Source organism: Litorimonas sp. RW-G-Af-16 (assembly GCF_048319245.1).
Classification (GTDB): domain Bacteria; phylum Pseudomonadota; class Alphaproteobacteria; order Caulobacterales; family Maricaulaceae; genus Litorimonas.
Window position 1 is genome coordinate 387,769 of sequence record NZ_CP166993.1, and the last position, 26,806, is coordinate 414,574.

The window sequence follows — 26,806 nt, forward strand, 5'->3', positions numbered from 1 at the left end:
AGGTGGTCGCCTTTGGCCATAATAATCTCCGTGGCGCTAGGACTTGATCCGCCAGCCTGCGCGAAGCACCAGCAAGACGGCTAAGAACAAGATGATATTGATCGCGCAGATAAAGACAACACCTATTGCAATGTTTGAGTCCGCTTCACCAAGAAAGCCGTAGCGGAAGCCGTCGATCAAATAAAAGAGGGGGTTGAACTGGATCATCTTCTGGAAAATTTCTGGCAGAACGTCGATGCGGTAAAATGTGCCAGATAGAAATGATAGCGGCAGGATCACGAATTGATTGACGACCGCCAGTTGGTCGAATTTCTCTGCCCAAATACCAGACAACACGCCGACCATGCCCATCATAAAGGCCGCGCTGATAGAATAGAATAACACTGCCCAAATATGCATTGGGATCATCGGTGCGAAGAAGGACAGCGCAATCGCGGTGGCAACCGCCACCAAAATACCTCGCGTCGCTGCGCCGCCAATCCACCCCAATGCAAGCTCTAGATATGAGAGTGGCGGCATCAGTACATCTGTAATACTGCCCATCATCTTGCCTGTCATAATAGACGAGCTGGAATTTGCGGCCGCATTATTGAGGATGCCCAGCATGACGAGGCCCGGCGCAAGAAACGCCATGAAGCCTGCGGGGTCAGGATTATTCTTTGAGAACGCCAGCACGAAGACAGTCATATAAAGTAAGTTTGAAATGATCGGCGCGAGCAAAGTCTGTGGCCCGACTTTCATGAAGCGTTTGACTTCTTTTTTATAGAGCGTCGCCAGACCCATCCAATTCATCGCGCCAAAATGGCGATCTTTGGGCGGGGTCGCGGCAGGAAAAGTCGTGGAGTTTGATGTCGGTTTTGCGGTCATATCCCGCTCCTACACAAAGATTTCTGTGAATGAAATCCAATTATCCCCAAATAATTTATGATCTGCGGTTTTTACCTACTATATATTGATTTCTGTGGATAGGTGGAGGGAAATATCTTGTGGTTTTCGCTGGGCTTGCTACGACATGTTGTGGAAATGGTGGGCCGGGGGGTCTACTGAAATCAATATATAGGGGGTGCGCGCTATCTCGGCGCGGCGACTTCGAATAAAGGGAATTATACCATGGCATGGACAGAGGATCGCGTTGCGACACTGACGAAATTATGGGCGGACGGGCTATCAGCGAGCCAAATCGCCAAGCAATTAGGCGGCGTCACGCGCAATGCCGTGATTGGTAAAGTCCACCGTCTCGGCCTGTCAGGTCGCGCCAAACCTTCCAGCCCGCGTAAAAAGGCGACAGCGGCCGCGCAACCTTCCGCGCCGCGCACGCGGACTGTCAGGGCGCCCGCGACCCCGCGCAAGCCACGTGTCGTCGTCGAGATCGCACAGCCAGAACCGCCGCTGGAAGCCAAGCCATTATCGAACGGTGAATTTGCAACGATCCTAACCCTAACAGATCACATGTGTAAGTGGCCGATTGGCGATCCGTCCAAAACAGATTTCCGCTTTTGTGGCCGCAAGACAGATCCCGATGAGCCGTATTGCAAAGCGCACAGCATGGTGGCCTATCAGCCGTCACGCCGTCGCGGTTCAAACCAAAAAGCGATCGGTCCGAACCCTACGAGCCGCAAGCGCTTGATGTAGGAATTTCCACTCGCAGCTAATTTACCCGCGCTTCATTCATTTGAAGGGCGGGTTTTTTGTGCGCCCATCATAATTACTAATCCCATCATTAGCGTTTTGCCGCGAATTTCATTGCACGTTTTCAATTCAGTCAGATAAAGCGAAGCTATGTTATCTGTGCTTGATATTTTCCGCGTTGGCATTGGGCCGTCCTCTAGCCATACTGTCGGCCCCATGCGGATTGCCCTACGCTTTCGCCAACGCCTGCGCAAAAAAGGATTGGTCGAGAGAACTGCCCGGATCAAAGTTATTTTCCGCGGCTCGCTTGCCTTCACGGGGCAAGGTCACGGGACAATGCGCGCGACAATGTTGGGCTTGCTTGGCTTTACACCAGAAACGATTGATATGGCGAAAGCCGAAGCGAAGCTGGTCGCGCTGGCGCGTGAGAAAACGCTGACATGGAAAGGTCATGTGATCAGCTTTGATCTGGATGACGACTTGATCCTGGACTATGAAACCCCGACCAATTTGCACCCCAATGAGATGACGCTGCGCTCGCTGGACGCGAACGGAAAATGCCTCGACAAGCGAACCTATTACTCGACAGGCGGCGGCTTCATCGCCAGCCATGTGCAAATGTCAAAACCTGTGCGCAATGACATTATTCCGACCGCAGCAGACGTGCCGCATGTCTTCAACTCAGCCGCCGAGCTGCTCGCGATTTGTCACAGCGAGGGTATTAACTTCGCCGATGTGATCCGCCTTAACGAAGCCGCCATGCGCCCCTGCGCGGAGACGGACGCGGCGCTGGATCATATCACAGAGGTCATGATGGGCTGCATTGAACGGGGTCTGAGAACAGAGGGAATTCTGCCGGGCGGGCTGAAAGTCAATCGCCGTGCCGCGAAACTCTGGGCGCGGCTGCAAGGCAATCTTGGCTCGAATGAAAAAGAGAGCCTGTTTGATTGGCTCAATGTCTTCGCTATGGCGGTGAACGAAGAAAACGCGGCGGGTGGGCAAGTCGTTACCGCGCCGACCAACGGAGCCGCAGGGATTATTCCAGCCGTGCTGCGATATTACACGGGCAATGATCAAGGGCAGCCAGATATGGCGAAGTGTCGGACGTTCTTGTTGACGGCGGGGGCGATTGGGCTTCTATATAAACAACGCGCCTCGATCAGCGGTGCAGAGATGGGGTGCCAAGGTGAAGTCGGCGTGGCGTGTTCCATGGCGGCGGGCGGCCTCGCCGCGATTTGGGGCGGCACTCCGATCCAGATCGCCAATGCGGCCGAAATCGGCATGGAGCATAATCTCGGCCTGACATGCGATCCAGTTGGTGGCCTGGTGCAAATTCCGTGTATCGAGCGCAACGCCATCGGCGCCGTCAAAGCCGCTAACGCCGCCCGCCTCTCGCTCCACGGCACAGAACACTCCAAAGTCAGCCTCGACCAAGTCATCGAAACCATGCGCCAAACCGGCCTCGACATGAGTTCCAAATATAAAGAGACTAGCCAAGGTGGGTTAGCGGTGAATGTGGTGGAGTGTTGAGGGGGGCCTGATTTGGGGCAAGGCGCACTTTAAAACTATGGATAGTCAATTTGAAAATTTTGCACTAACTAATCAGAATGAATTATTTGAACGGACACTCTTCTAGCTTTTGGGACAAGTTTGAGAGCAATCGCCAAGCGCAGTTTTGGCTTCTGCAGTTCGTAGGGTGGGGCGGTTTATGCGTTATCACTTTTTTGTCTTTGACAGTCTGGTATGGTGCGCCGAATTGGCGTCATGTCAGCCATACTCTAATTCAAGCAATAATCGGTATGCTGCTTAGCCTGCCACTTAGATATATTTACCGCAGATATTGGAACACACGACTTCTAAAGCAATTTTTTGTTGTTGTTATCTCCGTCACCATAATCAGTGCGATCTGGACAGCCTTAAGAATGCAAACATTTTTATGGTTGGGCGAAGAATACGATATTTGGAAAGACTTTGGTGGGTGGTATTTCGGGTCTTTTATGGTCTTTTTCAGCTGGGCCGCCTTGTATTACGGCGTTAAATTTTACCTGGCTCTGCAACGCGCGCAAGAACAGCGCTACATCGCCACGCAGAACATGCAAGAAGAGCAGCTAAAGCGCCTATTAGCTGAAACGGGTTCGAGGGACGCTCAAATTAAAATGCTGCGCTATCAGTTAAATCCGCATTTCTTATTTAATACTTTAAACTCAATCTCTGCCTTAGTGAAAACGAAACGGTCTGAACAAGCACGCACGATGATCTCGCAGCTCAGTGATTTTTTACGTTTTTCACTTGATAATGACGCCAGTCAGATGGTGAATTTAGCGAGTGAGGTGAAGGCTCTGAAGCTATACCTAGATATTGAAAAAGTGCGTTATGGCGATCGCTTAAAGCTAAAGTTCAATATTGATGATGCGGCCTATTCATCATTCGTGCCTAGTTTGATCCTTCAGCCTTTGATTGAAAATGCCCTCAAATTTGCCGTTGCGGGGAGGGTGGAAGGCGGCACTATTCATGTGTCTGCACGGGTCGATAGCGATAAATTGTTCCTAACCGTTGAGGATAGTGGGTCGGGCTTAGACGCAAGCGCACATAAGAATGACCCCGAGGTTTCTTTCTCAAAAGGCGTGGGTTTGAAAAATATTACAGACCGCCTGCAATCCCATTACGGCGATGCGGCTGACCTGAAATTCGAAAGGTCTAAATTGGGAGGGTTGTCGGCCAGGATCGTTTTGCCATTGGAGCCAGTGCAAGCCTTAGAGGCGGCTTTATGAACTTTAAAGTAGTTATAGTCGACGATGAACCGCTGGCCCTAAACCTGTTGTCTGCAATATTGGCCGATATAGACGATCTTGAAATCGTGGCAGAATGCCGAAACGGCCGCGAAGCCGTTGACGCAGTCCTTATGCATCAGCCTGATATATTATTTCTCGATATTCAAATGCCAGAAATGAACGGCTTTGACGTTATTGCCGCCATTCAAAACGACATTATGCCAAAGGTGATTTTTACAACAGCCTATGCTGAATTTGCGATTGATGCCTTTAAAGTGCAGGCGATTGATTATGTTCTCAAACCGCTCGAAGATCAGGCTATTATTGAAAGTGTGGCACGGGCGCGCTCAGTGTTGGAAGCGGGTCTGCCCTACCGCACAAAGCCTGAACTTCTGACGGCTTTGCATGATATTTCGCAGCGTGTCGGCGATTCACATAAGGCCCCTAGCAATGCGGTGGCCACCAAGAACAGCGCCTTGATCGTGAAAGATACCGACCGAATTTCCTTTCTAGATAAAGATAGAATCGAGTGGCTCGAAGCGGCGGGAGACTATGTCTGCATCCACATTGAGGGCACAACACGATTAATTCGATCGACTTTGAAAGCAGTCGAAAAGGAGCTTGGCGGGGCACAATTCAAACGAATTCATCGCTCCACCATACTCAATATATCTTACATCAAAGACATCGTACCTGCGCTTAAAGGTGAAGCGCATGCAATTATGCGGGATGGATCACAGCTGAAGGTGAGTCGGCGTTATGGTGGCGAAATCCGCGATTTATTTCGTAAGAATTGACTAATTTTTCCAACTCACCTTATCAAAAGTCCACTTCACCGCATTTGCCTTGTGCTCGAAATTATACTCCCCCTAGAACATGACAAAGAAGTCATAAACTCAGGGGAAGATCATGCAAAATGATACCACACACACATCTAAACTTATGAAACTTGGCGGCGCATCCATCTGCGCTATGGTCATGGCCCTGTCTGTCTCGGCCCCCGCGGCGGCGCAACAAAGCAGCACAATTATTGACAATGAAGACGGGTCTTCAGAAGTTATCATCACGGTTGAGCGCCGGGCACAATCTCTGCAAGATTATGCAGGCACAGCGGCCGCGATCTCTGGTGACGAATTAAAACTACTTGGTATCACCGATTTTCAAGAAATTGATGGAAAGATTCCGGGACTGTCCATTGCCAACAATCAAGGCAATGTCGAAGTTTACATTCGCGGCGTCGGTTCATCCAATAATACGGAATTAGGTGACCCTGCGGCGGCCTTCCATTTTAACGACGTCTATCTCCCTCGACCTGCTGGTATCGGTGCAGCGTTTTTTGATATTGAGCGTGTTGAAGTTAACATCGGGCCACAAGGTACGCTACGCGGCCGGAACGCAACGGCTGGCTCTATCAATGCTATTCCATGGAAACCAGGTCTTGGCCAGTTTGACGCGCTCCTCGAAGCTGGGATCGGTAATTACGGCGAAACAACTGTTGAAGCCATGATTAATGCGCCGATCGGTGAGAATTCTGCTCTGCGTCTTGCCGCGTTCAAATTGGATCACGATAGCTATTATCAAAATATCTCGCCTTGCTCTACGACGCTGGCCATTCCCGTTGGCTCTTGTGAAGACGAAGGTGTTGGTGTGGCTGAAGCGGCAGATGATATGGGTCTGCGCGCAACGTTCTTAACAGAGCCGACTGACGCCCTGACTTTCACAGTCACGGCCGACTATAATGAAAATAAAGGCACAGGCTATACGGGCACAAATTACGCCAACCCCCTCGGCAATGATATTTTGCCAGAGGATATTGATGACCCTCGCAAAGTTTATGGCCGCGCCATTACACCAGAAGAGGACACAGTTCATCAGGGCATTAAAGGTCATATTGAATATGACGGAAATGGCTGGAACGCTGAGTATATCGGCTCGTTCCGTGACCTGGTTTATGATTATGAGTTTGTGACGCCTGCAGGGCCGCAATATGACGGCGCGCTTGATACTTTTGACGCACTGACATTTGATAATTTCTCGCGTATTCGCTTCATCACAGACTCCGAGTCTATGGTGCATGAATTCCGTCTCTTCTCCGATAACGATTCTAGGCTAACGTGGAGTGTGGGGGCTTTCTATTTTGACGAAGCTCAGCGTACATTCCTCGGCACGACGGGCGATAGAAATCCATTCTTCACAGGCGTCGAGTTCAATCAAACGACCGATACCGAGAGCTATTCATTCTATGGTGACGCGACATATAACATCTCTGATAGCTTCCGCGTCACAGGTGGCTTGCGCTTTACGGATGATCATAAAGAGCGTTTCGGCGTCAATGCGCGCTACCAATTCATCATCGGCACGGCTGGCTTTGGGTGTTGTCAAGGGACAGGCGTTGGCACGGAAGGGTTTGAATTTGCGGGCCTAGACCGCACGATTTTCAACCCCAATACAGACGGGTCTGTCGATATAAATACGGGCAACCCCACACTGAGCGATGACGAGATTCTGGCATTCTATTTTGATGGTATCGCCCGCAATGGGGGTCGCGATGGCCTCAGCACGATCTATGCGAACGGCATTGTCGAAGGTGGTGCGCCGCCAGCAGATCACCCGCTATGTGCAGGCTTGACCCTCACTGCGGATTGTCCAGTTGCGAACGGGCAAGACCCTTTCTTTGACGATCAATTAGACGGTCGGATTTCCTTCGCAGTCCTCGGCGGCAATTCTATTGCTCTGCAGAACGGCTCACTCGATAATGATTTCGTCGATTGGCGTGCGCGGATGGAATATGATCTGGATGATAATCACTTGCTCTACGGCTTGGTCGCCACAGGTAACAAATCTGGCGGCTTCAATGACAACGTCCCGGGCACAGAGGGTTTGGCCTCATTTAGCCCAAACACAAGTGCGCCAGCCGCGTTTGATTCGGATACACTAGCCCCGACATATGGCCCTGAAAAATTGACTTTGTTTGAACTGGGATCAAAAAACGAGTTTGATATCGGCGATAATGCTGCGACGTTTAATGTGTCGGCTTTCTACTATGACTATAACGATTTGCAGCTGACCAGCCTGCTTTCAACAGCGCAAATCTTTGACATACAAGGTATCGATTTAACAGACGAACAGCGGCAAAATCTTGGCGGCAATGTCGTGGCGTTCACCTTCAACGCGTCTGACGCTGAAATTTACGGTGCTCAGTTTGAAGGCGGTATTCAACTGCCTGGCGACTTAAATATTGACGCAACTTTATTGTGGCTCAAGGAAGCGCGCGTCACGAATGCTAATGAAATTCAAGATAGCCGGTATCAGGCTGACGCTGATATTAGAGACGATGAAGGGAATCCAATCAATGCCGTCAATCGCTCAATCGATGGAAACCGCCTCATTAAAACACCAGAGTGGCAGTTTAACAGCTCGATCTCTAAAGCGGTTAATCTTGACAGTGGTTCCATTGATGGCGTCCTGTCCGTTGGATATCGCTCCTCACAGCATATGACGATCTTTAATGGGATTGACTATAATCCTGACGACGATACCGACCTTCGTCTGAACGACACAGTTAAAGGATACTGGACATTTGATGCGGGTGCTGGATACTCACACGGCGATGACGGCAAATGGCGCTTGGAGGGCTATGTGTCCAACATCACCAATCAGCAAAAGGAACAAGCCATTATTATCACGCAGTTTGATAATACGCGCTTCTTCTCACGCCCTCGCACATATGGCGTAAGACTTCGGGTACGTTTCCCGTAATTCAGTCTGGGCCGCTTCCGGGCGGCCCATTTATTTCAAACGAAATTCGGCTTACGGAAAAGATCATGGTTGTTGCCCATCCCCTCAAATCTCGTCTTCTAGGTTTGATCCTCACGACTGCGCTCGTGGCTTGTTCCCCCAACTCTATCGCTGATGACGGGGTTTGGCCGAAAGTGCGCAGCCCTATCGCGCAAGACGCGGAGATCGAAGCGAAGATCGACTCGCTCTTGGCGCAGATGAGCGTTGAACAAAAAGTGGGTCAAATGATCCAGGCTGAGATAAAATCAATCTCCCCCGATGACGCTGCAGAATACCATATCGGCTCTATCCTAAACGGGGGTGGCTCTTGGCCAACGGACAAGGCGGATGGCCCGTTAGGGGCGTGGCTCTCTATGGCAAACCTGTTTTATGGTGCGTCGATGGATACAGGTGATGATCGCTTGGCCATTCCAATTTTGTGGGGCACAGATGCCGTTCACGGTCATAATAACGTCGTCGGGGCGACGATCTTTCCCCACAATATCGGCTTAGGAGCCGCCAATAATCCTGACTTAATGCGAGATATTGGAACCGTCACAGCGCGAGAAGTCGCCGTAACAGGCATTGATTGGACTTTCGCGCCGACCGTTGCCGTTGCCAGAGACGCTCGCTGGGGCCGCACTTATGAGAGCTATTCCGAGAAGCCAAACATTGTCGCCAATTTATCAAAAGAATTTGTTGTTGGGCTACAAGGTCATCCTGCATTGGATAATTTCCTGTCAGAGCAAAAGATCATCGCCACAGCGAAACATTTCATTGGGGACGGCGGGACTGCAAACGGGAAAGACCAAGGCGAAACGACCCTGACAGAGCAAGAGCTATTTGACATTCACGGTCAAGGTTACGTGACAACGCTCGGTGTCGGCGCGCAGACAGTTATGGCTAGCTTTAATAGCTGGAACGGCGAGAAGCTCCACGGCAGCAAATACATGCTGACTGATGTGCTGAAAGGCCAGATGGGATTTGACGGTCTGGTCGTTGGTGACTGGAATGGTCATGCCCAAATTGAAGGCTGCACTAATGCGTCCTGCCCGCAAGCGATCAATGCTGGCGTAGATTTGATCATGGTGCCAGAGGACTGGAAAGCGTTTTCACAAAATACGATTTCTCAAGTCAAGGCAGGTGACATCCCTATGTCCCGCGTCGATGACGCCGTCCGCCGTATTCTTCGCGTGAAATATCGGGCGGGTATGTTTGACAGTGGGAAGCCGTCAGAACACGCACTTGCGAGCCGGGCCAAGCTGCTGGGTCATGCGGATCATCGCGCTATCGCACGTCAAGCTGTCAGCGAGTCGCTCGTCTTGCTTAAAAATGATGGCGTGCTGCCGATAAATCCCAATTCACGCATTTTGGTGGCGGGATCAGGCGCCGATAACCCTGCGCTGCAATCAGGTGGCTGGACGGTCACGTGGCAAGGCCGCCATATCGAAACGCGCGCTCTCAACCCCCGTAAGTATTATAAAGGTCATACAACGATTGCAGATGGCATTCGCGATGCAGCGGCATCAGCGGGCGGCGAAACTCTCGCCAAACCTGATCCAGACACTCGCCCTGATGTCGCGATCATCGTGTTTGGGGAAACGCCCTATGCCGAATTCGAGGGGGATTTGGCGAATTTAGATTTTGATTTATTGGACAATGAAGATTTCAAATTGATGCAGTCCTTAAAATCTGACGGTGTCCCTGTGGTAGCTGTCTTTTTAACAGGGCGCCCGCGCGGCGTAGACGCCGCGATTGATCTGGCGGATGCTTTCGTCACGGCTTGGTTGCCAGGCAGCGAGGGCGCTGGCGTCGCTGACGTTTTGATAGCCGCGCCAGACGGAAGCCCAAGACAAAATTTTAAAGGTAAGCTACCTTTTTCTTGGCCCGCAAATGGCGTATCGTCCACAGATAATGAAGATGTAAAATATAAAGTTGGGTATGGCCTGACTTACTGATCAGGCTAAGGGGAATTCAATGTTTTTAAGTTCGCTCGATATTGTGATCGTGGTTTTGTATGCTGTGGTTTTGTTTGCGATTGCGCAATGGGTGTCTCGTGAGCCCAAGGGTGAAGTTAAAGACACGGAGGATTACTTCCTCGCTGGGAAGTCTCTGCCTTGGTGGGCGATCGGGGCGTCACTTGTGGCGGCGAATATCTCGGCTGAGCAGATTATTGGGATGTCGGGCGATGGGTATAAGATCGGCCTGGCCATTGCGGCCTATGAGTGGCAGGCGGCGATTGTCTTGATCATCGTGGCCAAATATTTCCTGCCGATCTTCCTCAAGCGTGAAATCTACACCATGCCGCAGTTTTTAGAAACGCGCTATGGCGACGGCGTGAAGACGACGATGTCGATCTTCTGGATTGCGCTGTATACGGTTGTGAACCTGACGGCCGTCATGTGGCTGGGCTCGCTGGCTGTGAATACGCTGACGGGCGTGTCGCTATTTTGGGGCATGGCGGGATTGGCCGCATTCGCGCTGGCCTACTCGATGTATGGCGGCCTAAAGGCCGTGGCGCTGACAGATATTTTGCAGGTCGTGATCTTGGTGATTGGCGGGATAATTATTGCGTGGCTGACCATGGGCATGATTGGCGGCGATAGCGGCGTTCTTGGCGGGTTTAAGCGCCTTTATACAGAACTGCCCGGGAAGTTTGATATGATCCTCTCGCAGGATCATCCGTCTTATAATAAACTGCCAGGGATATGGACTTTACTCGGCGGCTTGTGGGTTTTGCATTTTTCCTATTGGGGCTTTAACCAATATATCATCCAGCGGGCGCTGGGCGCAAAGAGCGCGGCTGAGGCGCAGAAAGGCCTTGTCTTTGCGGCAGGACTGAAGCTGCTCATGCCTTTGATTATCGTTTTGCCAGGGATCGCTGCGGTGATGCTGGCCGCGCCCGAAATGGGCGTGATTGATAAATCCGTCCTGGATACCGCCTCTGATCGGGCCTATCCCGAAGTCATGAAAATCATGCCAAGCGGGCTGCGCGGGCTGATCTTTGCGGCGCTGATCGCCGCCATCGTGTCCTCAATCGCCTCCATGGTGAACTCTATTTCTACGATTTTTACGATGGATATTTACCGCGATAAAATTGCGAAAAATAAGAGCGAGAAGCATTACGTCACCGTCGGGCGGATTACCGCTATCACGGCCATGTTGATCGCGCTCATGCTCGCCAAGCCGCTGCTCGGCGATATGGAGGGGGCTTTCCAGAAAATCCAAGAATGGACGGGCTTTGTCGCGCCGGGCATCGTGGCTGTGTTCTTGATGGGCATGTTTTACAAGCGCACGAATTCCGCTGGCGCCTTTGCCATGTTGTTCGTGTCTGTGGCTGTGTCGGCGATCTTCTACTTTGCCTTCCCAGACTTCCCGTTCGTCAACCGTATCTGGGTGATCTTCCTCGGCTGTCTGGTGATCGGCGCGATTGTCTCGCACCTCACACAACTCCCCAAAGCGGGTCAGTCCGTGATTTTGTCAGACATCAACTTCAAAACCACAACAGCCTTCAACATCTGGACCGTCATCATCGCCGTGATCCTCATCGCGCTATACGCCACTTTCTGGTAAGCTCGCCCTAAATCGCCTCCGTCCGAAACAAGCGCACTTTTAATCCGCCATGCGCGATGGGGGCGCCGGGGGGAAGCCAGGGGAGTTTGGTGGCGTCCGCAAGTTGACGATCTGTCGTGATCATGCCTACACGCCAGCCCGTAAAACGCTCTCGCATGACATCGCCAAAACTTTGATACAGCGCGAAGAGTTGCTTTTTATTCCCGATCCGATTGCCATAAGGCGGGTTGATCATGACGAGGCCCGGCGGCCCATCTGGCGGTGTGATGTCTGAGAATGGTTTCTGGGCAAAGGTGCAAAGGTCTGCCACGCCCGCGCGCTTGGCGTTCTCTGTCGCGAACCCAATCACGGCGTCATTGCGGTCAGAGCCATAAAAGTGCTGAGCTGTGTCGCTTGTTTGCCAGTTGGCTTTCATCGCCTCTACTGCCGTGCGGTCATAGCTGACTAAGCGCTCAAAGGCGAAGTGTCTTGCGCGTCCTGCGAGCAAGTTTCGCGCGATCTCTGCGGCTTCAATCACATATGTCCCTGACCCACACATGGGATCTAACACAGGTTCAGATCCGTCATAGTCGCACGCGCGCAGGGTCATGGCGGCAATGGTCTCGCGCAGAGGCGCTTTGCCCATCGCTTGTTTGTGGCCACGTTTGTGAAGCGCCATGCCCGATGTATCGATGGAAAAAATTACAAGATTGCTGTCGATCCGCGCTTTAATTAAGATGTCGGCATCGTCCATAGACGTCGCGATTTCTGCGCCGAACTCCTCATGGATGGCGCGTTCTATGCGTTCGATCGCCGCACCCGCATGATAGATTTTGCTCTTTCGATTGGTGGTCACTTCGACTTTGATTTTGTGACCCGGCAGAAGAAAATCACCCCACGGAAACTTTCGAGATCGCTTGTCAAGTTGCGCCAGATGCATAGCGCGAAATTCGCCGATCCGAGCCAAGACTTTGGAAGCGCCGCGCAGCACGAGGTTGGCACGCCAGACATCACGCCAACCGCCTTGAACGATGACGCCGCCGCCAATCGCCCGCGCTCCACGAAAGCCCGCCTCCTGCACTTCTTGGAATAGGTATTTTTCTAGCCCGGGCAGGGTGACGATGAAGATTTCAAACTCTTGTGACATAAGGGCTTGTGGCACGCGCCTTAGCGACGATCAAACTTATCTTCACGGCGCACGCCCATGAGAAGTTTCGTCTCAAGCCGCCCGCGGAGCGCTTTGTAATAGGCTTGGAGGAAATCGATATCGCGTTCGCCCGCGCTCTCCGACACCCAGCCAATCTTGCGCCGTATTCGTATGGCGACATCATTCATTACGGTGGGGTCTTTTCGGCGCAAAACATCTTCGAGGACATGTAGTTCCTTGACGCCATACGCGTCGATTTGCTCGGGCGTGAACGCAAATTGCGCGCTTAATCCGTCGGCCACTGTCGCGAGGTCTTGTGCCAGAACAGGGCGAGGGGCTTTCACCACCCACGTTCCTGCAATCAAGTCGCCGCCGCGTAAATTATCTTTATTGAAGAATGGAAATAGCACAAAGATGCCAACCCAGATCATGCCAAATAAATTAATCCAACCGTCGACACCGTTACTACCTGCGCCGAACAAAAAAGAGATCGGTAGAAACAATTCAATCTCGCGTAATGCATTGCGGGCGAAGACGGCATTGGCCGTCAAGCGAGGTTTACCGCGCGCGGCCACCCGTATTTTCATAATGCGCTTGCCAGGCGTGGCGGCGCGCGGCCCCATTTCAAACGCCATAAAATAAAAACTGCGTAGGAAGAAAAACACTAGGATCAGCAAAGACAATGCAAATTCCGATACGGCCTGTCGGCCTAAGGATGACATGCCCGTGACACCGTAAACGACGATAAAGAATGACGCGATCATAATCACGACCATGATAATCAGATCAATAAACAGAGCGCCGAAACGCGCGCCAATATCCGCCAGTTCAATCTTCAGATCGATTCCCTCTGGCGTCACCAGCGAGCGACGATATTTATTGCGATAGTCCTCATACTTCATTGAGGCGCGACGTTTTTTCATACGCGCTTGGATTTGTTCAACAGTCTCGCTCATAACGCGTCGCCAAACATATCATCGAGGGGAGTGTCGTCACGTGGTAGATATAAATAAATACACCAGAGGATAAATAAAGTGATACCAATGCCGTAGCGCAAAACATCAGAATTAATTAATTGTCGTGCAAAGCCTTCCAGCAAGCCTGCGATAAGTAACATGAATACGACACCTGCGATTAATAACCCAGCTGTTTGGCCTGCATAGGCGGCCGAGTCTGTGCGTGATCTGTCGCCCGGGAAAGCCACGGCGCGACCGATAAATATACCGCCTGCGCCCGCGAGGATAATCGCGAAAATCTCTGTGCTGCCGTGAATAATCAGCCAGCCACCCAATTCCCAGCCGAGACCTTTGCTGGCAAATAATCCGATAAATCCGCCAAGCATTAGGCCCGTCATCAGCATTAAAATTATCGTGGGAATACAAAATGCAAAGCCGAGGGCGAAGGCAAAAATAGCAACGCGTGAATTATGCGAAAACAAAAAAGTGGCAAACACGCCGAGACCATCTGCGTCTTGTTGATCATACAATGTCGCGCGCAAGCTTTCCGTGGACGCGGCAGGTGTGCGGCTCCCCGCAAGGTCTGCGCTGACAAAACTGTAAAACCAATCGGGATTATTTATCACCATGAAATAAGCAACGACTGCGCCAAGCAATAGAAACGCCGCAGATGCAATCGTATCTTTCCATAACAGTTTGGCCGCGCGCGGAAAGTCATGGGTGAAGAAACGTGTAATCCGCTTGCCTATGCCCATTTGCGAGCCATAAAGTTTATAATATGCGCGGGTGCAGAGGCTTTCAAGATAGGCGATCACGCTTTGGTCTAGCGACGTTGCCCGCGCCACAGAAAGTGACGACAAGGTCGCGCGGTAGAGGCGCGGCAGGCGTAACATTTCATCATCGGTCAAGCGGTTTGTCCGTCCACCCTCAATCTTGAGCAAGAGCGATTCAAGCTCTTTCCAGACTTGCTGCCGCTCCTCGCGGAAGCGTTGGCTTTTGAGTTGCAGGGAGAGAAGATTAGATGACATTTCTGGCCTTTAACGCGAGATAGGTATTAAGCACGGCCATGTTGAGTGTCTCCGGTTCGGCGTCCACGATATGAATACCCAATCGGGTCAACCGTGCAATAACCAAGTCACGCTCCCGCATCAGGGTTTCGGCGACAACTGCCTCCGACACGTGACGGGGGATTGCGGCGCTCGCGCGATTAAATCCTCTAACGCTTGATTGCGAAAGGCGACAAAGATCACAATGTGACGCTTCATCAAACGCCCCATATTTTCGATCATCAATTCCGCCTGTGTCGTGTCGATGAAATCTGTGAAGACGACGATGAGTGTGCGGCGTTTTAAATTTTGCGCGAGTTGCGTTAGGCCGAGCGTGAAATTTGTCTCCGAGATCGAATAATCAATTTCCGATGTGAGGCGCTGTAAATGCGAAAAGGCTTGGGTGCCTGCGACGGCGGGCGTAAATAGATACGGCTTCTGATCAAATGCATATAGCCCGATACGGTCACCAATCTTGAGGCTCACAAAACTCATCAACAGTGCGGCATTTAGCGAGCGGTCAAGCTTGGTCATTAACAGGCCATCTTCGCCGCGCATCTCCTCGCACATCAAGTGTCCACTGTCGAAAGCGAAGACGATATTGTGGTTGCGTTCTGTGCGGTATTCGCGGGCAAGGATTTGATTGTGACGTGCGGAATGTTTCCAATCAATCGCCCGCTTATCCATACCCGGTAGAAATTCAACGAGCGATTCAAATTCTGTGCCGTCGCCTTTCAAATTTTGAATCTTCTGCCCAAATGTTGCGTCGCGCGAGAAGATGTCCAGCGCGGTTTCTGTAATTAATTTTGTATTCGGCGTGACAGGAATTTCGGTATTGAGCGCGTCCATGCGTTGCCGCCAGACTAAGCCGAACGGGCCTTGCCAGCGTTGCCAAATGCGTTTTAATTCTGCCGTGCCGCGCCGCCGCGCTGTTGTTTTAAAGACCGCCAATACGCCGCCTTCATGCGCCTCTGCTTCAAAATTTGATGGCTCTACTGTGAGGTGTTCGCTCGTCGTCAGGCGCAGCTCAGGCTTGCGTGGGTAGAGGCTCTTGCCGTAGACGGACTGAACCCAAATATCATCCTGCGTACCGATGAAATAATTGCCGAGCCGCCTTGATCTCTGGCTCCATCTTATCGAGCGGCGTAGCCAAAAATCCGTCCAGTAAAATTAGGGCGAGGAGCCCGAGAATCCAGACGACCCCAATGATCCAAAAGCTCGGAAAGGCGAGGCTCAATATGAGGCTGAGCGGCAGGCCTGCTCCCATGGCAATGACGGCGAGGCGCGTCGGATATAGGCTGCCCTTAACGGTCACGAGCTAGCGCGGCGCCTCTGTCTGTTCGATCACGGCTTGGATCACTTCATCAGCTGAGCGACCTTCGATTTCCGCGGCGGGCGAGAGGATCGCGCGGTGTCGTAAAGCGGGCAAAGCGATGTGCTTGACGTCATCAGGGATAACGTAATCACGCCCCTGCAACGCCGCATAAGCGCGACTAGCAGACGCAATCATGGCGGCCGCGCGCGGGCTGGCCCCTGTTTCGAATAATGGATTAACGCGCGTACCGCGAACGAGGTCGACAACGTAGTGCGTGATGTCTTCTGACAGGCGAATGTTTGAAACGATCTTGGCAACGTCTTCAATATTTTTCTTACTGCCAACCACCTTCAGGCCAAGGTCTTTCATCTTTGGTGTGCCAGAGCGGTGGCCGTGTTGCGTCACGATTTTTATCTCTTCCTCGCGGGAGGAGTAAGACAGAACATGCTTGAATAAAAAGCGATCGAGCTGCGCTTCGGGGAGGGGGTAGGTGCCCTGTTGCTCGATCGGGTTCTGGGTTGCGATCACCATGAAGCCAGCGCCGAGATCGAAGGTCTCACCGTCAATCGTGACGCGGCGTTCCTGCATGGCTTCAAGCAAAGCTGCTTGCGTTTTGGGCGGGGTGCGGTTGATCTCGTCGGCCAGTAGTAAGTCGCAAAAAATCGGGCCTTTGATCAGCTTGAAACTATTGCTTTGGAACGAGAATAAATTCGTCCCAATCAAATCACCTGGCAAGAGGTCTGGCGTAAATTGAATACGTCCAAAATCGTAATTCGTAATATGCGCAAACACTTGTGCGAGGAATGTCTTGGCCGTACCTGGCACGCCTTCGAGCAAGATATGTCCGCGCGAGAGCATCGCGGTCAGCAGCAAATCAACCGTGTCGTCTTGCCCGATAATGGCCTTTCCGATTTCATGTCGAATGGCATTGGCGAGTTTCGCCACGGGTTCAAGGTTCAGACCGCCTTGCGGTGTTAAGGGCGCATCTGGCGGCGTTGGATTGCTAGGGTTCACGGATCATCTCCTCTTTCCATTTGGCCAAAGCGCGGGCGCGGTCAGTGAAGCTGACCCCGTCCGTATTGGCGCTAATATTCTCTAAGTCTGCAAATTTCGGCGATACATTACGTAGCGCTTCTCGGGCCGCAAGGCGGCGGTCAATAATGGCGGCGCTTTGCCCCGAAAGGCCGAGCTTGCGTATGACCTGTCGTCGCGTGAGTTGCGCATAGGCGCCGCCCATAGAACCTAAACGCCCGGAGCTTGCAAAAAAGGCCGCCGATGTTTTGGCCAAGGAAGCTGGGCCTTGGCTGAAATCTGGCAGAGTTCGGGAAGGGTCGCCAAACCGCGCAAAGCCCTGCCAAGCGACTAGCCCCCCTGCGGCGAGCAAACATAAGGTCGCGGCCAAAAACGGCGCTTGGGTCATCAATTTAATTAAATTCGGCTTCCCGCTAACACCGTGGAGGGATAGATCAAATGTCACGGTCATGTCATCCAGATCATCACGTTCGATAATTCCTTGAATAATATTCACCGCATGGCGCGCTTGCGATTGTGTATTTAATCCCATGGTGTTGACGAAGTCAGGGTCGGATAAGACGTAGGTTTTTGTTGCACCAAGTTGAATGAGATATGGTTTATGTTCGAATTCTTGGCGAATGACGACATAACCGCGCGGACTCTCAACTTTCTCTGCATCTTCTTCCAAGTTATCAAAAAACTCATCCAAGTCTGATTTTTCCGCGGCGTCATCTTCCGTTTCAAGATCCTCGATAAATTTATCTAATGCGGAATTTCTATTCTCGTCATTATTGTCAGTGGTGTCTGACTGTGACTTGGCTTCATCTAAATCTATTCTACGCTCTATGTGAAAGGGACGGCTATTAGAAAAATACTGGAAGCTTTCAAGTTTTTTAGCGGGCCCAGCCGTGTTTGGAAAATCTTCCCGTGAAATTCGATTTAAATAAATTCCTGACCCTGCTTTGCCAATATACCGCTGCAAATGAGAGGCACGCAAATATTCGTTATAGGACGCTTTGCGCACCCAACCCGGCTTGTCTTGCATGGGCACGACGTTCCATTTTGGCAAGATTATTAGGGTTGGTTTATTTAGATCGAGTTTTTCTATTTCGCTGGATTTGTTACTATCAGGCACGGTGTAGATGCGGAGTTGATCGCGCGTTCGCCATGAATATTTATAGGGTTTGGGGTCTTTCGTGACGTCATATCCCATGTTCTCCAAAAGCTGCACTAGCCCGACATATCCGACCGCAGATCGAGAGAGCGGCGTGGCTTGCCCTGTCTCTTTCTGGCGCAAATCATCACTATATCCGATCAAAACGAACAGCGCCGCAAAGGAAAAAATACCGATCAAGACCAATGCCAAAATCGTCATGGGCTTGACGAGGGCATTGCTGGCCTGATCTTTCGTGCGCCCCTCTAATGTGTTGCTGACGCGGCTCATGCGGCGTGGCTCAATAATTGGTCGGCCGCGTCGCCAAGCGCAAGTGAGGCGTAAGCTGCACGGGCCGATGTGAACTCGGCTTGGCCGATCTTGCGCCCCCCGAAATAAGACCGCTCAACGATCTGCGCAATACTTGCAAAGGCGGTCTGCGCGGCGGGCGTGAGGATAGATAATTCCCCGATCTCGCGCGAGGTGAGCGAGCGACGAATGACATTGGGGCGATTGGCATCAATGTCCTGAATCGACCGAAATAATAGTGTGTGGACGGCTTCGTCATATCGTCCTTGCGCCGCCAGCGCGTCAATCTCTTCGAGCAAGATACGCGCACGTTTTGTTTCAGGTTGATAGAGTGGCGGCGGGGCAGCCGGTTCGGCTTTTTTCGTGCGCCCTCGACTGGCTTTTGAGGCTGAATAAATCGTCTGCGCCAACAGGTAGAGCGCGCCCGCGATCAGCAACCCAATCCCGATCCAAAACAGACCGTAAAAAATTGGTCCTAAAATTTTAAAGATAAACGTAAAAAAATCGCCGACGCCCCTCAGCCACTCAGGCGGAGGCTTCACGACAGGTGCATCGGGCAATTCAAATTGCAGACTATCATTGCGCTTGAGTGTGCGAAATGCGTCTTCAAAAACATAATTATCGGCGGCGCTATTGATAACGGTGTCTTGCGCAACGGCAATCGCCGACACTGTCCACACACTCGCCGCGGTCCAAACCGCTAGCGTTTTGCGTGACAATGAAGAGTGGGGGCCAACCATGTTACGACTTTAGCGAGCAACCCACAGGGGTCAACGATTATAGTGGCGCAGGCTTAATTAATTCTGCTTCCATCAATCCGCGTAGGCTGTTGCCGAGATAAATTTGATCAGCAGCGATAATATCTTGCAGGGTCAGCGGCGCTTCAATGGCATCTCCTGCCTCAATTAATTTCGCGCGTAATGTTCCAGGCAACAGACCTGCCGATAGCGGCGGTGTTTGGAGCTTCCCGCCGCGTTTGATAAATAACGAGGTGAACGACCCTTCGGTCAACTCACCATAAGCGTTAAGAAAAACGACTTCGGCAATCTGCGGATCAATCGCCTGCACGCGACGCCGTTCCCCGTCATAAAAATCACGGCGAGAGGTTTTAATATCCGTGCGCTGCACGGTAGGTGTCAGCGGGTATTTGGAGAGGAGGAATGGTAAAGGCTCCGTGAGGGGAACGTAATCTGTGGAAATAATATCTAATGTTCGATCCTGATGAAAAATCCACCGTACACGTTGAGGGTCAGGCGCGTTCAAAGGCGCCATTGCGATGTTATCTGACAGGCTTTGGCCTGATGCGGCTTCCAGCCGTGCAACATGCGCATCCTCGTGCCGATAACCTGCCTCGGGCGACCAATAAAGCGTTTCAATGAATTGCTCTGGGGGAGCGGTTAGGATTTGCGATTTCAGAAGGCATTCGCGATATTCGTCCGCGCCTTCGCTGTCTAAAACAACACCGCTCCCAACATCATAGCGTAGCGCGCCGTCTTGCAAGACGGCTGTGCGAATTGCGACGTTAAAGCAAGCATCGCCGCTGGGTGCGATAAACCCAATCGCCCCGCAATAGGGGCCGCGTGGCCCAGCTTCAAGCTCGTGGATAATCTCCATGGCCCGAATTTTGGGTGCGCCTGTCACTGAACCACATGGGAACAAGCCTTTGAAGATGTCCAGCCAAGACACGCCGTCTCGCAAGGTCGCGGTGACTTGGCTCGTCATTTGATGAACCGTCGGGTAGGTTTCTAGCGCGAATAATTCAGGCACTTCGACAGACCCAACTTCAGCAAGGCGTGACAGATCATTGCGGAGCAAATCAACAATCATCAGATTTTCGGCCTGCGATTTAGGTTCGGCCCGCATGGCTTCCGCGACAGCTTGGTCATTATTGCCCGCACGGGGGCGCGTCCCTTTCATGGGGCGCATGCGCATATCTTTGCCTGATTTCTCGAAAAACAACTCTGGAGAAAAGCTAATAATATCTGCCCCGCCGAGGGAAAGAAGTGCGCCGTAGCGCCCTGGCTGCCGCTGACGAAAGGCGGCGAAAATATGCGCGGCGTCTGCGTATGTTTGGCCCGTCATGGGGAAGGTCAAATTGACCTGATAACAATCGCCAGCTTCGATATAGGCCTGCAGCGTATCAAAACGTGAGACATAGTCTGCCTCGCTCCAAATGGGCATCAGATCAATCTTGGGCGGCGCCGCCGTATAGAGCATTTCTACGGGCGGTGTGTCAGAGGGCGCATTGAAAACCCCGATCTGTATCAGGGGCGCTGAGGTGTCGAGCAGGTCTGTGAGTTTTGTTTCTAACGCGGCCCCTAATTCATAGGCGAAATATCCTGCCACATAGTGACCTGCCGCGAGGGCGGTCTCTATTTGCGTGAACGCCTGCGCAACGTCCTGCGTTCTCGTGATCGTAATGATCTCAAGCGGGTCAGAGAAATAGAGCTGCCGCCCTGTTGTTTGATCATCAAAAAGCGCGAAATGCGGGGGCATAATCTAGAAAGAAAATCCAGGAATAACGCTGGCATATAAAGCGTTGCGATGGGTCAGGGCTAACTGTGCTTCGTCCCCGATGCTGCGGCGGAAACTAACTTGTGCGCCAGGAGCGATTTGTCCGAGCAGCCAGAGGTCTGCCTGAATAATTTGTAGGGCGCGCGCATATCCACCCGTGCAGTGGCCGTCGGCTAATGCGAGGATTGGTTGTCCGTCTGGCGGCACTTGAAGACTGCCAGGCAGCAGAGGTGAACTCGTCATGTTTAGCGGCTCTTCAAGCGATATGCGGTCCCCTTTCAGGCGTGACCCCATGCGGTCCGTCGCGGTCGTTGCATGGAAGGGCGTCGTATAAAGGTAGCGCCGGGAGTCGAGGGTGAGATGCTCCCATTCAGGACCAGAAATCGCACGCAGCACGACATGGTTTGAGAGGATTGGCGTAAACCCCCGCGGCAAAGTTTGTGGTGCGTCATGCTCCAAGCCGAGATTAATTAATTCATCCCCTGTCTTTAACGCGCGCCCCCCAATTCCGCCTAGCTCTGCTGGTGTATATGTCGAGCGACTGCCGAGGAAATTGTCGCCGTCTAGCCCGCCCGCCACCGCGATATAAGCGCGGCATCCTGCGCGGGTATAGCTCAGCGTCAGGATGTCCCCTGCTTCAACCGAGAAGGACTTGAGCAGCGGCACGTTTTGCCCGTTCACTTGCGCCCACATCTGCGCCCCCGACAGCGCGACAGTTGTGGGTGTGTTAAAGCGAATGTGCAGGCCGCCTAAGGCACATTCCAGCGCCGGAGCGTCCCACGGATTGCCGACCAAAAAATTTGCAAGCGCAAAGGACAGCTTGTCGGCCGCCCCGCCGCCAGGGATGCCTAAATGACGATAGCCTTGCCGCCCAACGTCCTGCAGCGTCGTCTGCGTTCCGCCAGACAGAACTGTTAGATCAGCGCTCATGACTTGCCGCTTTCATGTGGCGTTGTGGGCACAAATTGTATTCGGTCGCCAGCTTGCACTAAAAATGGATCTTTGCGTAATTTGTCAAAAATCGAGAGAGGCGTGCGGCCAATAATCTGCCAGCCACCCGGACTTTCAAGGCCGTAAATACCTGTCTGCCAATTCGCTATACCAACAGACCCCGCCGCCACTTTTGCGCGTGGTGTCGTCTGACGAGGATGGTGAAGCGCTATGGGCGCGGCAGATAGAAATGTAAAACCTGGTACAAATCCCATCATGCAAACATTATAAGGCTTTGCGCTATGCAGCTTAATCACTTCTGTTTCTGACAACCCGCTAGACTTGCAAATCGTTGCCATGTCGGGTCCATCATTGCCGCCGTAATAGACGGGTATCTCAACCAGCTTCCCTGCCTTAGGTTTCTCTGATTTTGCATTGCGGGCGATCTGGCCTTCAACCCGATTTATAGCCTCTTTTGGTGTGATGGTCGCCCCGTCAAATACCACGACAAGACTGTCATAGGCGGGCACGATTTCACACCAAATATCTTGGGCTCTCAGGCTTACCGCAAGGCTTTGCAAGGCGTCACTAACCTTGGCGGAAAACCCGTCGACGTCATATTTAACTAACACAGCGTGGTCGCCGTAAGCCGAAATGTCAGGGGCACGAAATTGGCTCATGGAGCGAAAGCCTTAATTTGAACACCCATAGACTCAATCGCGGCGCGCGCGGCTTGCGCCGTTTTTACGGCACCCGCACTGTCGCCATGAACACAGAGAGAGCGGGCATTGATGCGGAGCGTGCGACCTGTATCGGTTTGAACTTCGCCAGTGGTCGCAAGGGCTTTGGCTTGGGCGAGCCGATCTTCCTGATCCTCAATCACAGCGCGGGGGAGAGCGCGGCTGACCAAATGACCTCCATCCGTGTAGCGCCGATCGATAAATCCCTCCGCGACGAATGTGAGTCCCGCCGCCTCCGCCGCTTTGCCCATTTCGGAATTTGGCCCGCCCAGGAAAACAAGACTTGGATCAATCGCAGAAACCACGGCAGCGATCAAATCGGCTTTCTCGCGGTCTTGCACAGCATCGTTATATAATGCGCCGTGGGGTTTGACGTATCGGACGCGGCCGCCTTTTTCAGCGGCAATTTCGATCAATGTGTTGATCTGCTGGGTCAGGGTCTCGGTCAGGGCTTCTGGTTCAATATCATAGCCGAGCAGGAGTGATTTGCGGCCAAAGTTATCGCGATCAGGATAAGCGGGATGGGCACCAATCGCGACTCCGCTGGCCACGGCATTTGCGACTGTGGTCGCCATGCTCGCTTTATCGCCCGCATGGCCGCCGCATGCGATGTTTGCAGAGCTAATAGATGTGACGATTTGCGCCTCATCCAGGCCCAGTCCGCATTATCGGCCTCTCCAATATCTGCATTCAAATCAATCATTCTCATAATTCTTCTTTAACAGCAAATTTGCGTTTGAACATATGGTTTTCGCCCGCAATAAGACACAGATGATAGATCAGCCCTTATTTTGGATAACCGCCATCGTCGCCGTTGTGATTACTGGCATTTCTAAGGGCGGTTTTGGTGGTCTGGCTTTGTTTGCGGTGCCGCTCATGGCATTGACGATCTCGCCGCTTCAAGCCGCAGGGATCATGTTACCGATTTTGATCGTAATGGATTGGATCAGCGTATGGTCATATCGCAAGCATTGGGACAAAGCGCTGGTCTTTAAAATGGTGCCAGCTGCCGTCATTGGCATCGGTATTGGCTGGGCATTGGCGGGGTATGTGACCGATAATCTGGTGCGAGTAATTGTTGGTATGATCGCAGTGGCGTTCCCGCTTTATCACTGGTTTGGTCCGAAGAGTGGCCTGGCAGCGATCAAAGATAGCCGTCTGGCAGGCTACATTGCGGGGTCTCTGGCGGGCTTTACCAGCTTCATCGCCCATGCAGGCGGCCCGCCTTTCCAAGCCTACGCCATTCCGCAGGGTCTCCCACACCGTATCTATGCGGGCAGTGCGGTGATGTTCTTTTTTGTCGTTAACGCCGTCAAGCTTGTGCCATATGCGGCGCTGGGACAATTTGATAAAACGAATTTGACGACGTCTCTGATCTTGCTGCCTCTCGCGCCCATCGGCGTTTTGATCGGTGTATATTTGGTCAAACGGATAGATGGGACGCTTTTCTACCGCATCATGTATGGGCTAATTTTTATCACGGGCCTTAAGCTCTTATTTGACGTCTTTATCGGCTAGGCTCACGTTTTGCTTCGCACGGGTGATAAATCCCAATAGGCAGCCGTCAAGTTCACAACCTCAACCTCTTGGCCGACGAAATCTCCGTCCAATGTGGAAAGATCAATCATGGCGTCCAAGACAGCTCTTTTTTGGGTAAAACTATCGAGCGCCATGGCAGTCTCCGCAACGACCAAATCCCCGAGGGGGCTATGCATATCTTTAATAATTGCGGGGATTTTGGCCGTAAACCAGCGGCGGACGGTGTCGTCTTCGTAAAAATTGTTCGGATCAATCACGTCTGCGAGTTGCCGAACATTGGTCACAAACCGCTCACGCTCCGCATCACTCACCGTGTGGTCGGACGCAATGACGCAGGCCATCAAGGTCATGATATGCTGCCAGTTATCGGGGGTAGATTGCGCCATATCGTGTCCCTTACGCTAGCGAAAGGATTACGCCAAAGCTCTGAATATTTATTTAAATTTGTCTGAAAGTTATTCTGACAATTATTCTGACAATTATTCTGACAATTATTCTGACAATTATTCTGACAATTTCCTGGTTCGCGCGGAGATAATTAAATCGCGTCGCCGCAGGCCACACCGCTGGCCCAAGCCCATTGAAAATTATGCCCGCCCAGATGCCCCGTCACGTCCACTACTTCGCCAATGAAATAGAGACCTGGCACAGCTTTCGCCTCCATCGTTTTGGACGATAGGTCGTCTGTATTCACGCCGCCCTTGGTGACCTCTGCCGTTCGAAAGCCTTCGCTGCCCGCAGGTTTCACATACCATTGATTGACCATCAGTGCGAGATTGGTGAGGGCTGTGTCTGGCATATCGGCAAGGCGAACCTGCCTGACGTAACTCGCCATATAATCTGCCAAACGCTGCGGCAGATATTGGGTTAGCCAGACCGCAGGGCTCTTACGCGGTGTCTCGACACGGGCACGTTTTAATTCGGTCAACAAATCCTGTCCCGGCGCGAGGTCTAGCGTGATTTCATCGCCAGGGGACCAATAGGAACTGATTTGCAAAATCGCGGGGCCAGATAGACCGCGATGAGTGAAAAGCAAGGCTTCGTCAAACGTCGCGTCACTATGGCTAACCCGACTGTCGACGCTGACACCCGAGAGCGCCTTGATCGGCTCTTTTAATCCGTCTGTGAATGTCAGCGGGACGAGGGCGGATACGGGTTCCACAACATTGAGCCCGAATTGATCTGCGAGCTGGTAGCCAAATCGACTGGCTCCCATTTTGGGGATAGACGGCTCCGCCGCACGCGACCACGACATTGTCTGCTGTCAGGGTTTGACGCGGAGTTGATACCAAAAACCGTTCGCCCTTTTTGTCGACGCCTAAGACTTCGGTTGATAATTGAATGTTGTTATTGGCCGCTTTACACTCTGCGATCAACATATCGATGATTTGCTGGCTCTTCCCATCGCAAAATAATTGGCCTTTTGTCTTCTCATGATAGGCAATGCCGTAGCGTTCCACCAGCGCGATGAAATCGTGTTGGGTGTAGCGCCGTAGCGCGGATTTGCAGAAATGCGGGTTTTGGCTCAAGAAATTATTGGGGCCGCAATAGAGATTGGTGAAGTTGCACCGCCCGCCGCCACTAATACGGACTTTCTCGGCAGGTTTACTGGCGTGATCAAGAATTAAGACAGAGCGCCTCCGCGCCCCTGCGCGCGCGCCGCACATCAGGCCAGCCGCCCCTGCGCCAATAATGATCACATCGTAATGGCTCATGACAACTCGCCGCGTTCTGCCATAAAGGCGAGCTTGTAAACAGCCGACACGGTGAGAGCTTGCCAGATCTCCCCTGCCTCTGTGGCCTTAATGACCTCGTCTAGCGAGAGTTTCATCACGCTAATGTCTTCGCTACTTTCTGGTGCGGCCTCGCCTTGCGTCAGGCCTGTGGCAAGGAAGGTCGTGGCCTTTTCGTCCGTTACAGAATTAGATAAATGCTGGTGAAGAATTTGGGTGTAATGCGTTGCAATCAAGCCTGTTTCTTCCCGTAATTCCCGCGCGGCGGCGAGTTGCAAGTCTGCGTCCAAAGCAGCCCCGCCAGCTGGAAATTCCCAGCTATAGGCCTTAAAGCCAAACCGGCTTTGCCCCACCAGCCAGACATGGCCGTCCTCATAGGGCACTATCCCAACTGCATGGTTTTGAAAGTGCACCAACCCGTAATTTGCGGGCCGACCATTAGGGTCATGAGCATCATATTCCGACACGCGAAACCACGGATTTTCAAAGCGGGGAGTCTCTTGGCCAATCGACCAAGCAAAGGGTTTGCGGGGGAGTTCCATGGCGCGTATATAACTGAAAATCACAGCAGAGCAATTCCGCGTATCACTGAGTTTAAAAGTGGCTTTCAAATAGCCGTAGGCATAGGCGGAACTGGCGAGGCGACCACGCGTAGATTAAATGAACCAATCCTTCCAGCTA

Annotated in this window: 23 protein-coding genes and 1 pseudogene; 8 read left to right on the forward strand and 16 right to left on the reverse strand. The window is 52.2% G+C overall.

Annotated features, from left to right (window positions below):
* Positions 1-36: 36 nt before the first annotated feature.
* Entirely contained in the window at positions 37-867 is an 831-nt protein-coding gene (locus tag AB8615_RS01850; protein ID WP_409433252.1) for an ABC transporter permease, read from the reverse strand.
* Between the two features lie 243 nt (positions 868-1,110).
* On the opposite strand from AB8615_RS01850, the gene AB8615_RS01855 reads away from it, so the two are divergent.
* The 7 genes from AB8615_RS01855 (at position 1,111) to AB8615_RS01885 (ending at position 11,750) form a co-directional block, all read left to right on the forward strand.
* Entirely contained in the window at positions 1,111-1,632 is a 522-nt protein-coding gene (locus tag AB8615_RS01855) for a GcrA family cell cycle regulator (RefSeq protein ID WP_409433253.1), read from the forward strand.
* A gap of 147 nt (positions 1,633-1,779) precedes the next feature.
* A complete protein-coding gene (locus AB8615_RS01860; protein ID WP_409433254.1) occupies positions 1,780-3,159 on the forward strand; it encodes an L-serine ammonia-lyase in 1,380 nt (459 codons plus the stop codon).
* Positions 3,160-3,551: 392 nt separating this feature from the next.
* Complete coding sequence (locus AB8615_RS01865; protein ID WP_409433255.1) at positions 3,552-4,400, forward strand: sensor histidine kinase; 849 nt, start codon at positions 3,552-3,554, stop codon at positions 4,398-4,400.
* Positions 4,397-5,197 carry a LytR/AlgR family response regulator transcription factor gene (locus tag AB8615_RS01870; RefSeq protein WP_409433256.1) on the forward strand — a complete coding sequence of 267 codons (801 nt, stop codon included), beginning with the start codon at positions 4,397-4,399 and terminating at the stop codon, positions 5,195-5,197. Before AB8615_RS01865 ends, AB8615_RS01870 begins: the two co-directional genes overlap by 4 nt.
* A 112-nt stretch (positions 5,198-5,309) precedes the next feature.
* Positions 5,310-8,159 (forward strand): TonB-dependent receptor, encoded by a 2,850-nt coding sequence (locus AB8615_RS01875; RefSeq protein ID WP_409433257.1) that lies wholly within the window; start codon positions 5,310-5,312, stop codon positions 8,157-8,159.
* 65 nt (positions 8,160-8,224) lie between these two features.
* The gene (locus AB8615_RS01880; protein WP_418152555.1) at positions 8,225-10,135 is read left to right on the forward strand and encodes a glycoside hydrolase family 3 protein; all 1,911 of its coding nucleotides are present in this window, start codon (positions 8,225-8,227) and stop codon (positions 10,133-10,135) included.
* Positions 10,136-10,154: 19 nt separating this feature from the next.
* Positions 10,155-11,750 (forward strand): sodium/sugar symporter, encoded by a 1,596-nt coding sequence (locus AB8615_RS01885; RefSeq protein ID WP_409433259.1) that lies wholly within the window; start codon positions 10,155-10,157, stop codon positions 11,748-11,750.
* 7 nt (positions 11,751-11,757) lie between these two features.
* Here the strand turns inward: AB8615_RS01885 and AB8615_RS01890 are convergent, their stop codons facing one another.
* From AB8615_RS01890 to AB8615_RS01945, 12 genes are all read right to left on the reverse strand, one after another.
* Positions 11,758-12,876 carry a THUMP domain-containing class I SAM-dependent RNA methyltransferase gene (locus AB8615_RS01890; protein ID WP_409433260.1) on the reverse strand — a complete coding sequence of 373 codons (1,119 nt, stop codon included), beginning with the start codon at positions 12,874-12,876 and terminating at the stop codon, positions 11,758-11,760.
* Positions 12,877-12,896: 20 nt separating this feature from the next.
* On the reverse strand, positions 12,897-13,832 hold the full coding sequence (locus AB8615_RS01895) for an RDD family protein (protein WP_409433261.1): 936 nt from the start codon (positions 13,830-13,832) through the stop codon (positions 12,897-12,899).
* Positions 13,829-14,860, reverse strand: a complete 1,032-nt coding sequence (locus AB8615_RS01900) for a stage II sporulation protein M (RefSeq protein WP_409433262.1) — start codon at positions 14,858-14,860, stop codon at positions 13,829-13,831. The genes AB8615_RS01895 and AB8615_RS01900 overlap by 4 nt, the downstream gene beginning before the upstream one ends.
* Positions 14,861-14,980: 120 nt before the next feature.
* Positions 14,981-15,829, reverse strand: a complete 849-nt coding sequence (locus AB8615_RS01905; RefSeq protein ID WP_418152556.1) for a DUF58 domain-containing protein — start codon at positions 15,827-15,829, stop codon at positions 14,981-14,983.
* 127 nt (positions 15,830-15,956) lie between these two features.
* Positions 15,957-16,193, reverse strand: coding sequence for a hypothetical protein (locus AB8615_RS01910; RefSeq protein WP_418152557.1), 237 nt, complete (start codon positions 16,191-16,193; stop codon positions 15,957-15,959).
* A 3-nt stretch (positions 16,194-16,196) separates the two neighbouring features.
* Entirely contained in the window at positions 16,197-17,153 is a 957-nt protein-coding gene (locus AB8615_RS01915) for an AAA family ATPase (RefSeq protein ID WP_409434113.1), read from the reverse strand.
* 43 nt (positions 17,154-17,196) lie between these two features.
* Positions 17,197-18,651, reverse strand: coding sequence for a hypothetical protein (locus AB8615_RS01920; protein ID WP_409433264.1), 1,455 nt, complete (start codon positions 18,649-18,651; stop codon positions 17,197-17,199).
* Positions 18,648-19,409 (reverse strand): hypothetical protein, encoded by a 762-nt coding sequence (locus AB8615_RS01925; protein WP_409433265.1) that lies wholly within the window; start codon positions 19,407-19,409, stop codon positions 18,648-18,650. The genes AB8615_RS01920 and AB8615_RS01925 overlap by 4 nt, the downstream gene beginning before the upstream one ends.
* A 37-nt stretch (positions 19,410-19,446) precedes the next feature.
* A complete protein-coding gene (locus tag AB8615_RS01930; protein ID WP_409433266.1) occupies positions 19,447-21,165 on the reverse strand; it encodes an aminodeoxychorismate synthase component I in 1,719 nt (572 codons plus the stop codon).
* Positions 21,166-21,168: 3 nt separating this feature from the next.
* Complete coding sequence (locus AB8615_RS01935) at positions 21,169-22,113, reverse strand: biotin-dependent carboxyltransferase family protein (RefSeq protein WP_409433267.1); 945 nt, start codon at positions 22,111-22,113, stop codon at positions 21,169-21,171.
* On the reverse strand, positions 22,110-22,793 hold the full coding sequence (gene pxpB / locus AB8615_RS01940; RefSeq protein WP_409433268.1) for a 5-oxoprolinase subunit PxpB: 684 nt from the start codon (positions 22,791-22,793) through the stop codon (positions 22,110-22,112). Before pxpB ends, AB8615_RS01935 begins: the two co-directional genes overlap by 4 nt.
* Positions 22,790-23,512, reverse strand: coding sequence for a 5-oxoprolinase subunit PxpA (locus AB8615_RS01945; protein ID WP_418153122.1), 723 nt, complete (start codon positions 23,510-23,512; stop codon positions 22,790-22,792). Before AB8615_RS01945 ends, pxpB begins: the two co-directional genes overlap by 4 nt.
* A gap of 112 nt (positions 23,513-23,624) precedes the next feature.
* Here AB8615_RS01945 and AB8615_RS01950 point away from each other — a divergent pair, with 112 nt between their 5' ends.
* Entirely contained in the window at positions 23,625-24,371 is a 747-nt protein-coding gene (locus AB8615_RS01950; protein WP_409433270.1) for a sulfite exporter TauE/SafE family protein, read from the forward strand.
* A gap of 2 nt (positions 24,372-24,373) precedes the next feature.
* On the opposite strand, the gene AB8615_RS01955 is transcribed toward AB8615_RS01950, so the two are convergent.
* The 3 genes and pseudogenes from AB8615_RS01955 to AB8615_RS01965 all read right to left on the reverse strand — a co-directional run bounded on the left by AB8615_RS01955 (position 24,374) and on the right by AB8615_RS01965 (position 26,667).
* Positions 24,374-24,778: a hypothetical protein gene (locus AB8615_RS01955; protein ID WP_409433271.1), complete on the reverse strand. Its 405-nt coding sequence runs from the start codon at positions 24,776-24,778 to the stop codon at positions 24,374-24,376.
* A 152-nt stretch (positions 24,779-24,930) separates the two neighbouring features.
* Positions 24,931-26,107: pseudogene (locus AB8615_RS01960) on the reverse strand (NAD(P)/FAD-dependent oxidoreductase).
* On the reverse strand, positions 26,104-26,667 hold the full coding sequence (locus AB8615_RS01965) for an NUDIX domain-containing protein (RefSeq protein WP_409433273.1): 564 nt from the start codon (positions 26,665-26,667) through the stop codon (positions 26,104-26,106). The pseudogene AB8615_RS01960 and the gene AB8615_RS01965 overlap by 4 nt, the downstream one beginning before the upstream one ends.
* Between the last annotated feature and the right edge of the window lie 139 nt (positions 26,668-26,806).

What these genes read in the sequence shown, in the direction of transcription:
- AB8615_RS01850 (WP_409433252.1), bottom strand. Translation starts at nt 867, where the DNA reads ATGACCGCAAAACCGACATCAAACTCCACGACTTTTCCTGCCGCGACC.
- AB8615_RS01855 (WP_409433253.1), top strand. Translation starts at nt 1,111, where the DNA reads ATGGCATGGACAGAGGATCGCGTTGCGACACTGACGAAATTATGGGCG.
- AB8615_RS01860 (WP_409433254.1), top strand. Translation starts at nt 1,780, where the DNA reads ATGTTATCTGTGCTTGATATTTTCCGCGTTGGCATTGGGCCGTCCTCT.
- AB8615_RS01865 (WP_409433255.1), top strand. Translation starts at nt 3,552, where the DNA reads ATGCAAACATTTTTATGGTTGGGCGAAGAATACGATATTTGGAAAGAC.
- AB8615_RS01870 (WP_409433256.1), top strand. Translation starts at nt 4,397, where the DNA reads ATGAACTTTAAAGTAGTTATAGTCGACGATGAACCGCTGGCCCTAAAC.
- AB8615_RS01875 (WP_409433257.1), top strand. Translation starts at nt 5,310, where the DNA reads ATGCAAAATGATACCACACACACATCTAAACTTATGAAACTTGGCGGC.
- AB8615_RS01880 (WP_418152555.1), top strand. Translation starts at nt 8,225, where the DNA reads ATGGTTGTTGCCCATCCCCTCAAATCTCGTCTTCTAGGTTTGATCCTC.
- AB8615_RS01885 (WP_409433259.1), top strand. Translation starts at nt 10,155, where the DNA reads ATGTTTTTAAGTTCGCTCGATATTGTGATCGTGGTTTTGTATGCTGTG.
- AB8615_RS01890 (WP_409433260.1), bottom strand. Translation starts at nt 12,876, where the DNA reads ATGTCACAAGAGTTTGAAATCTTCATCGTCACCCTGCCCGGGCTAGAA.
- AB8615_RS01895 (WP_409433261.1), bottom strand. Translation starts at nt 13,832, where the DNA reads ATGAGCGAGACTGTTGAACAAATCCAAGCGCGTATGAAAAAACGTCGC.
- AB8615_RS01900 (WP_409433262.1), bottom strand. Translation starts at nt 14,860, where the DNA reads ATGTCATCTAATCTTCTCTCCCTGCAACTCAAAAGCCAACGCTTCCGC.
- AB8615_RS01920 (WP_409433264.1), bottom strand. Translation starts at nt 18,651, where the DNA reads ATGAGCCGCGTCAGCAACACATTAGAGGGGCGCACGAAAGATCAGGCC.
- AB8615_RS01925 (WP_409433265.1), bottom strand. Translation starts at nt 19,409, where the DNA reads ATGGTTGGCCCCCACTCTTCATTGTCACGCAAAACGCTAGCGGTTTGG.
- AB8615_RS01930 (WP_409433266.1), bottom strand. Translation starts at nt 21,165, where the DNA reads ATGCCCCCGCATTTCGCGCTTTTTGATGATCAAACAACAGGGCGGCAG.
- AB8615_RS01935 (WP_409433267.1), bottom strand. Translation starts at nt 22,113, where the DNA reads ATGAGCGCTGATCTAACAGTTCTGTCTGGCGGAACGCAGACGACGCTG.
- pxpB (WP_409433268.1), bottom strand. Translation starts at nt 22,793, where the DNA reads ATGAGCCAATTTCGTGCCCCTGACATTTCGGCTTACGGCGACCACGCT.
- AB8615_RS01950 (WP_409433270.1), top strand. Translation starts at nt 23,625, where the DNA reads ATGATAGATCAGCCCTTATTTTGGATAACCGCCATCGTCGCCGTTGTG.
- AB8615_RS01955 (WP_409433271.1), bottom strand. Translation starts at nt 24,778, where the DNA reads ATGGCGCAATCTACCCCCGATAACTGGCAGCATATCATGACCTTGATG.
- AB8615_RS01965 (WP_409433273.1), bottom strand. Translation starts at nt 26,667, where the DNA reads ATGGAACTCCCCCGCAAACCCTTTGCTTGGTCGATTGGCCAAGAGACT.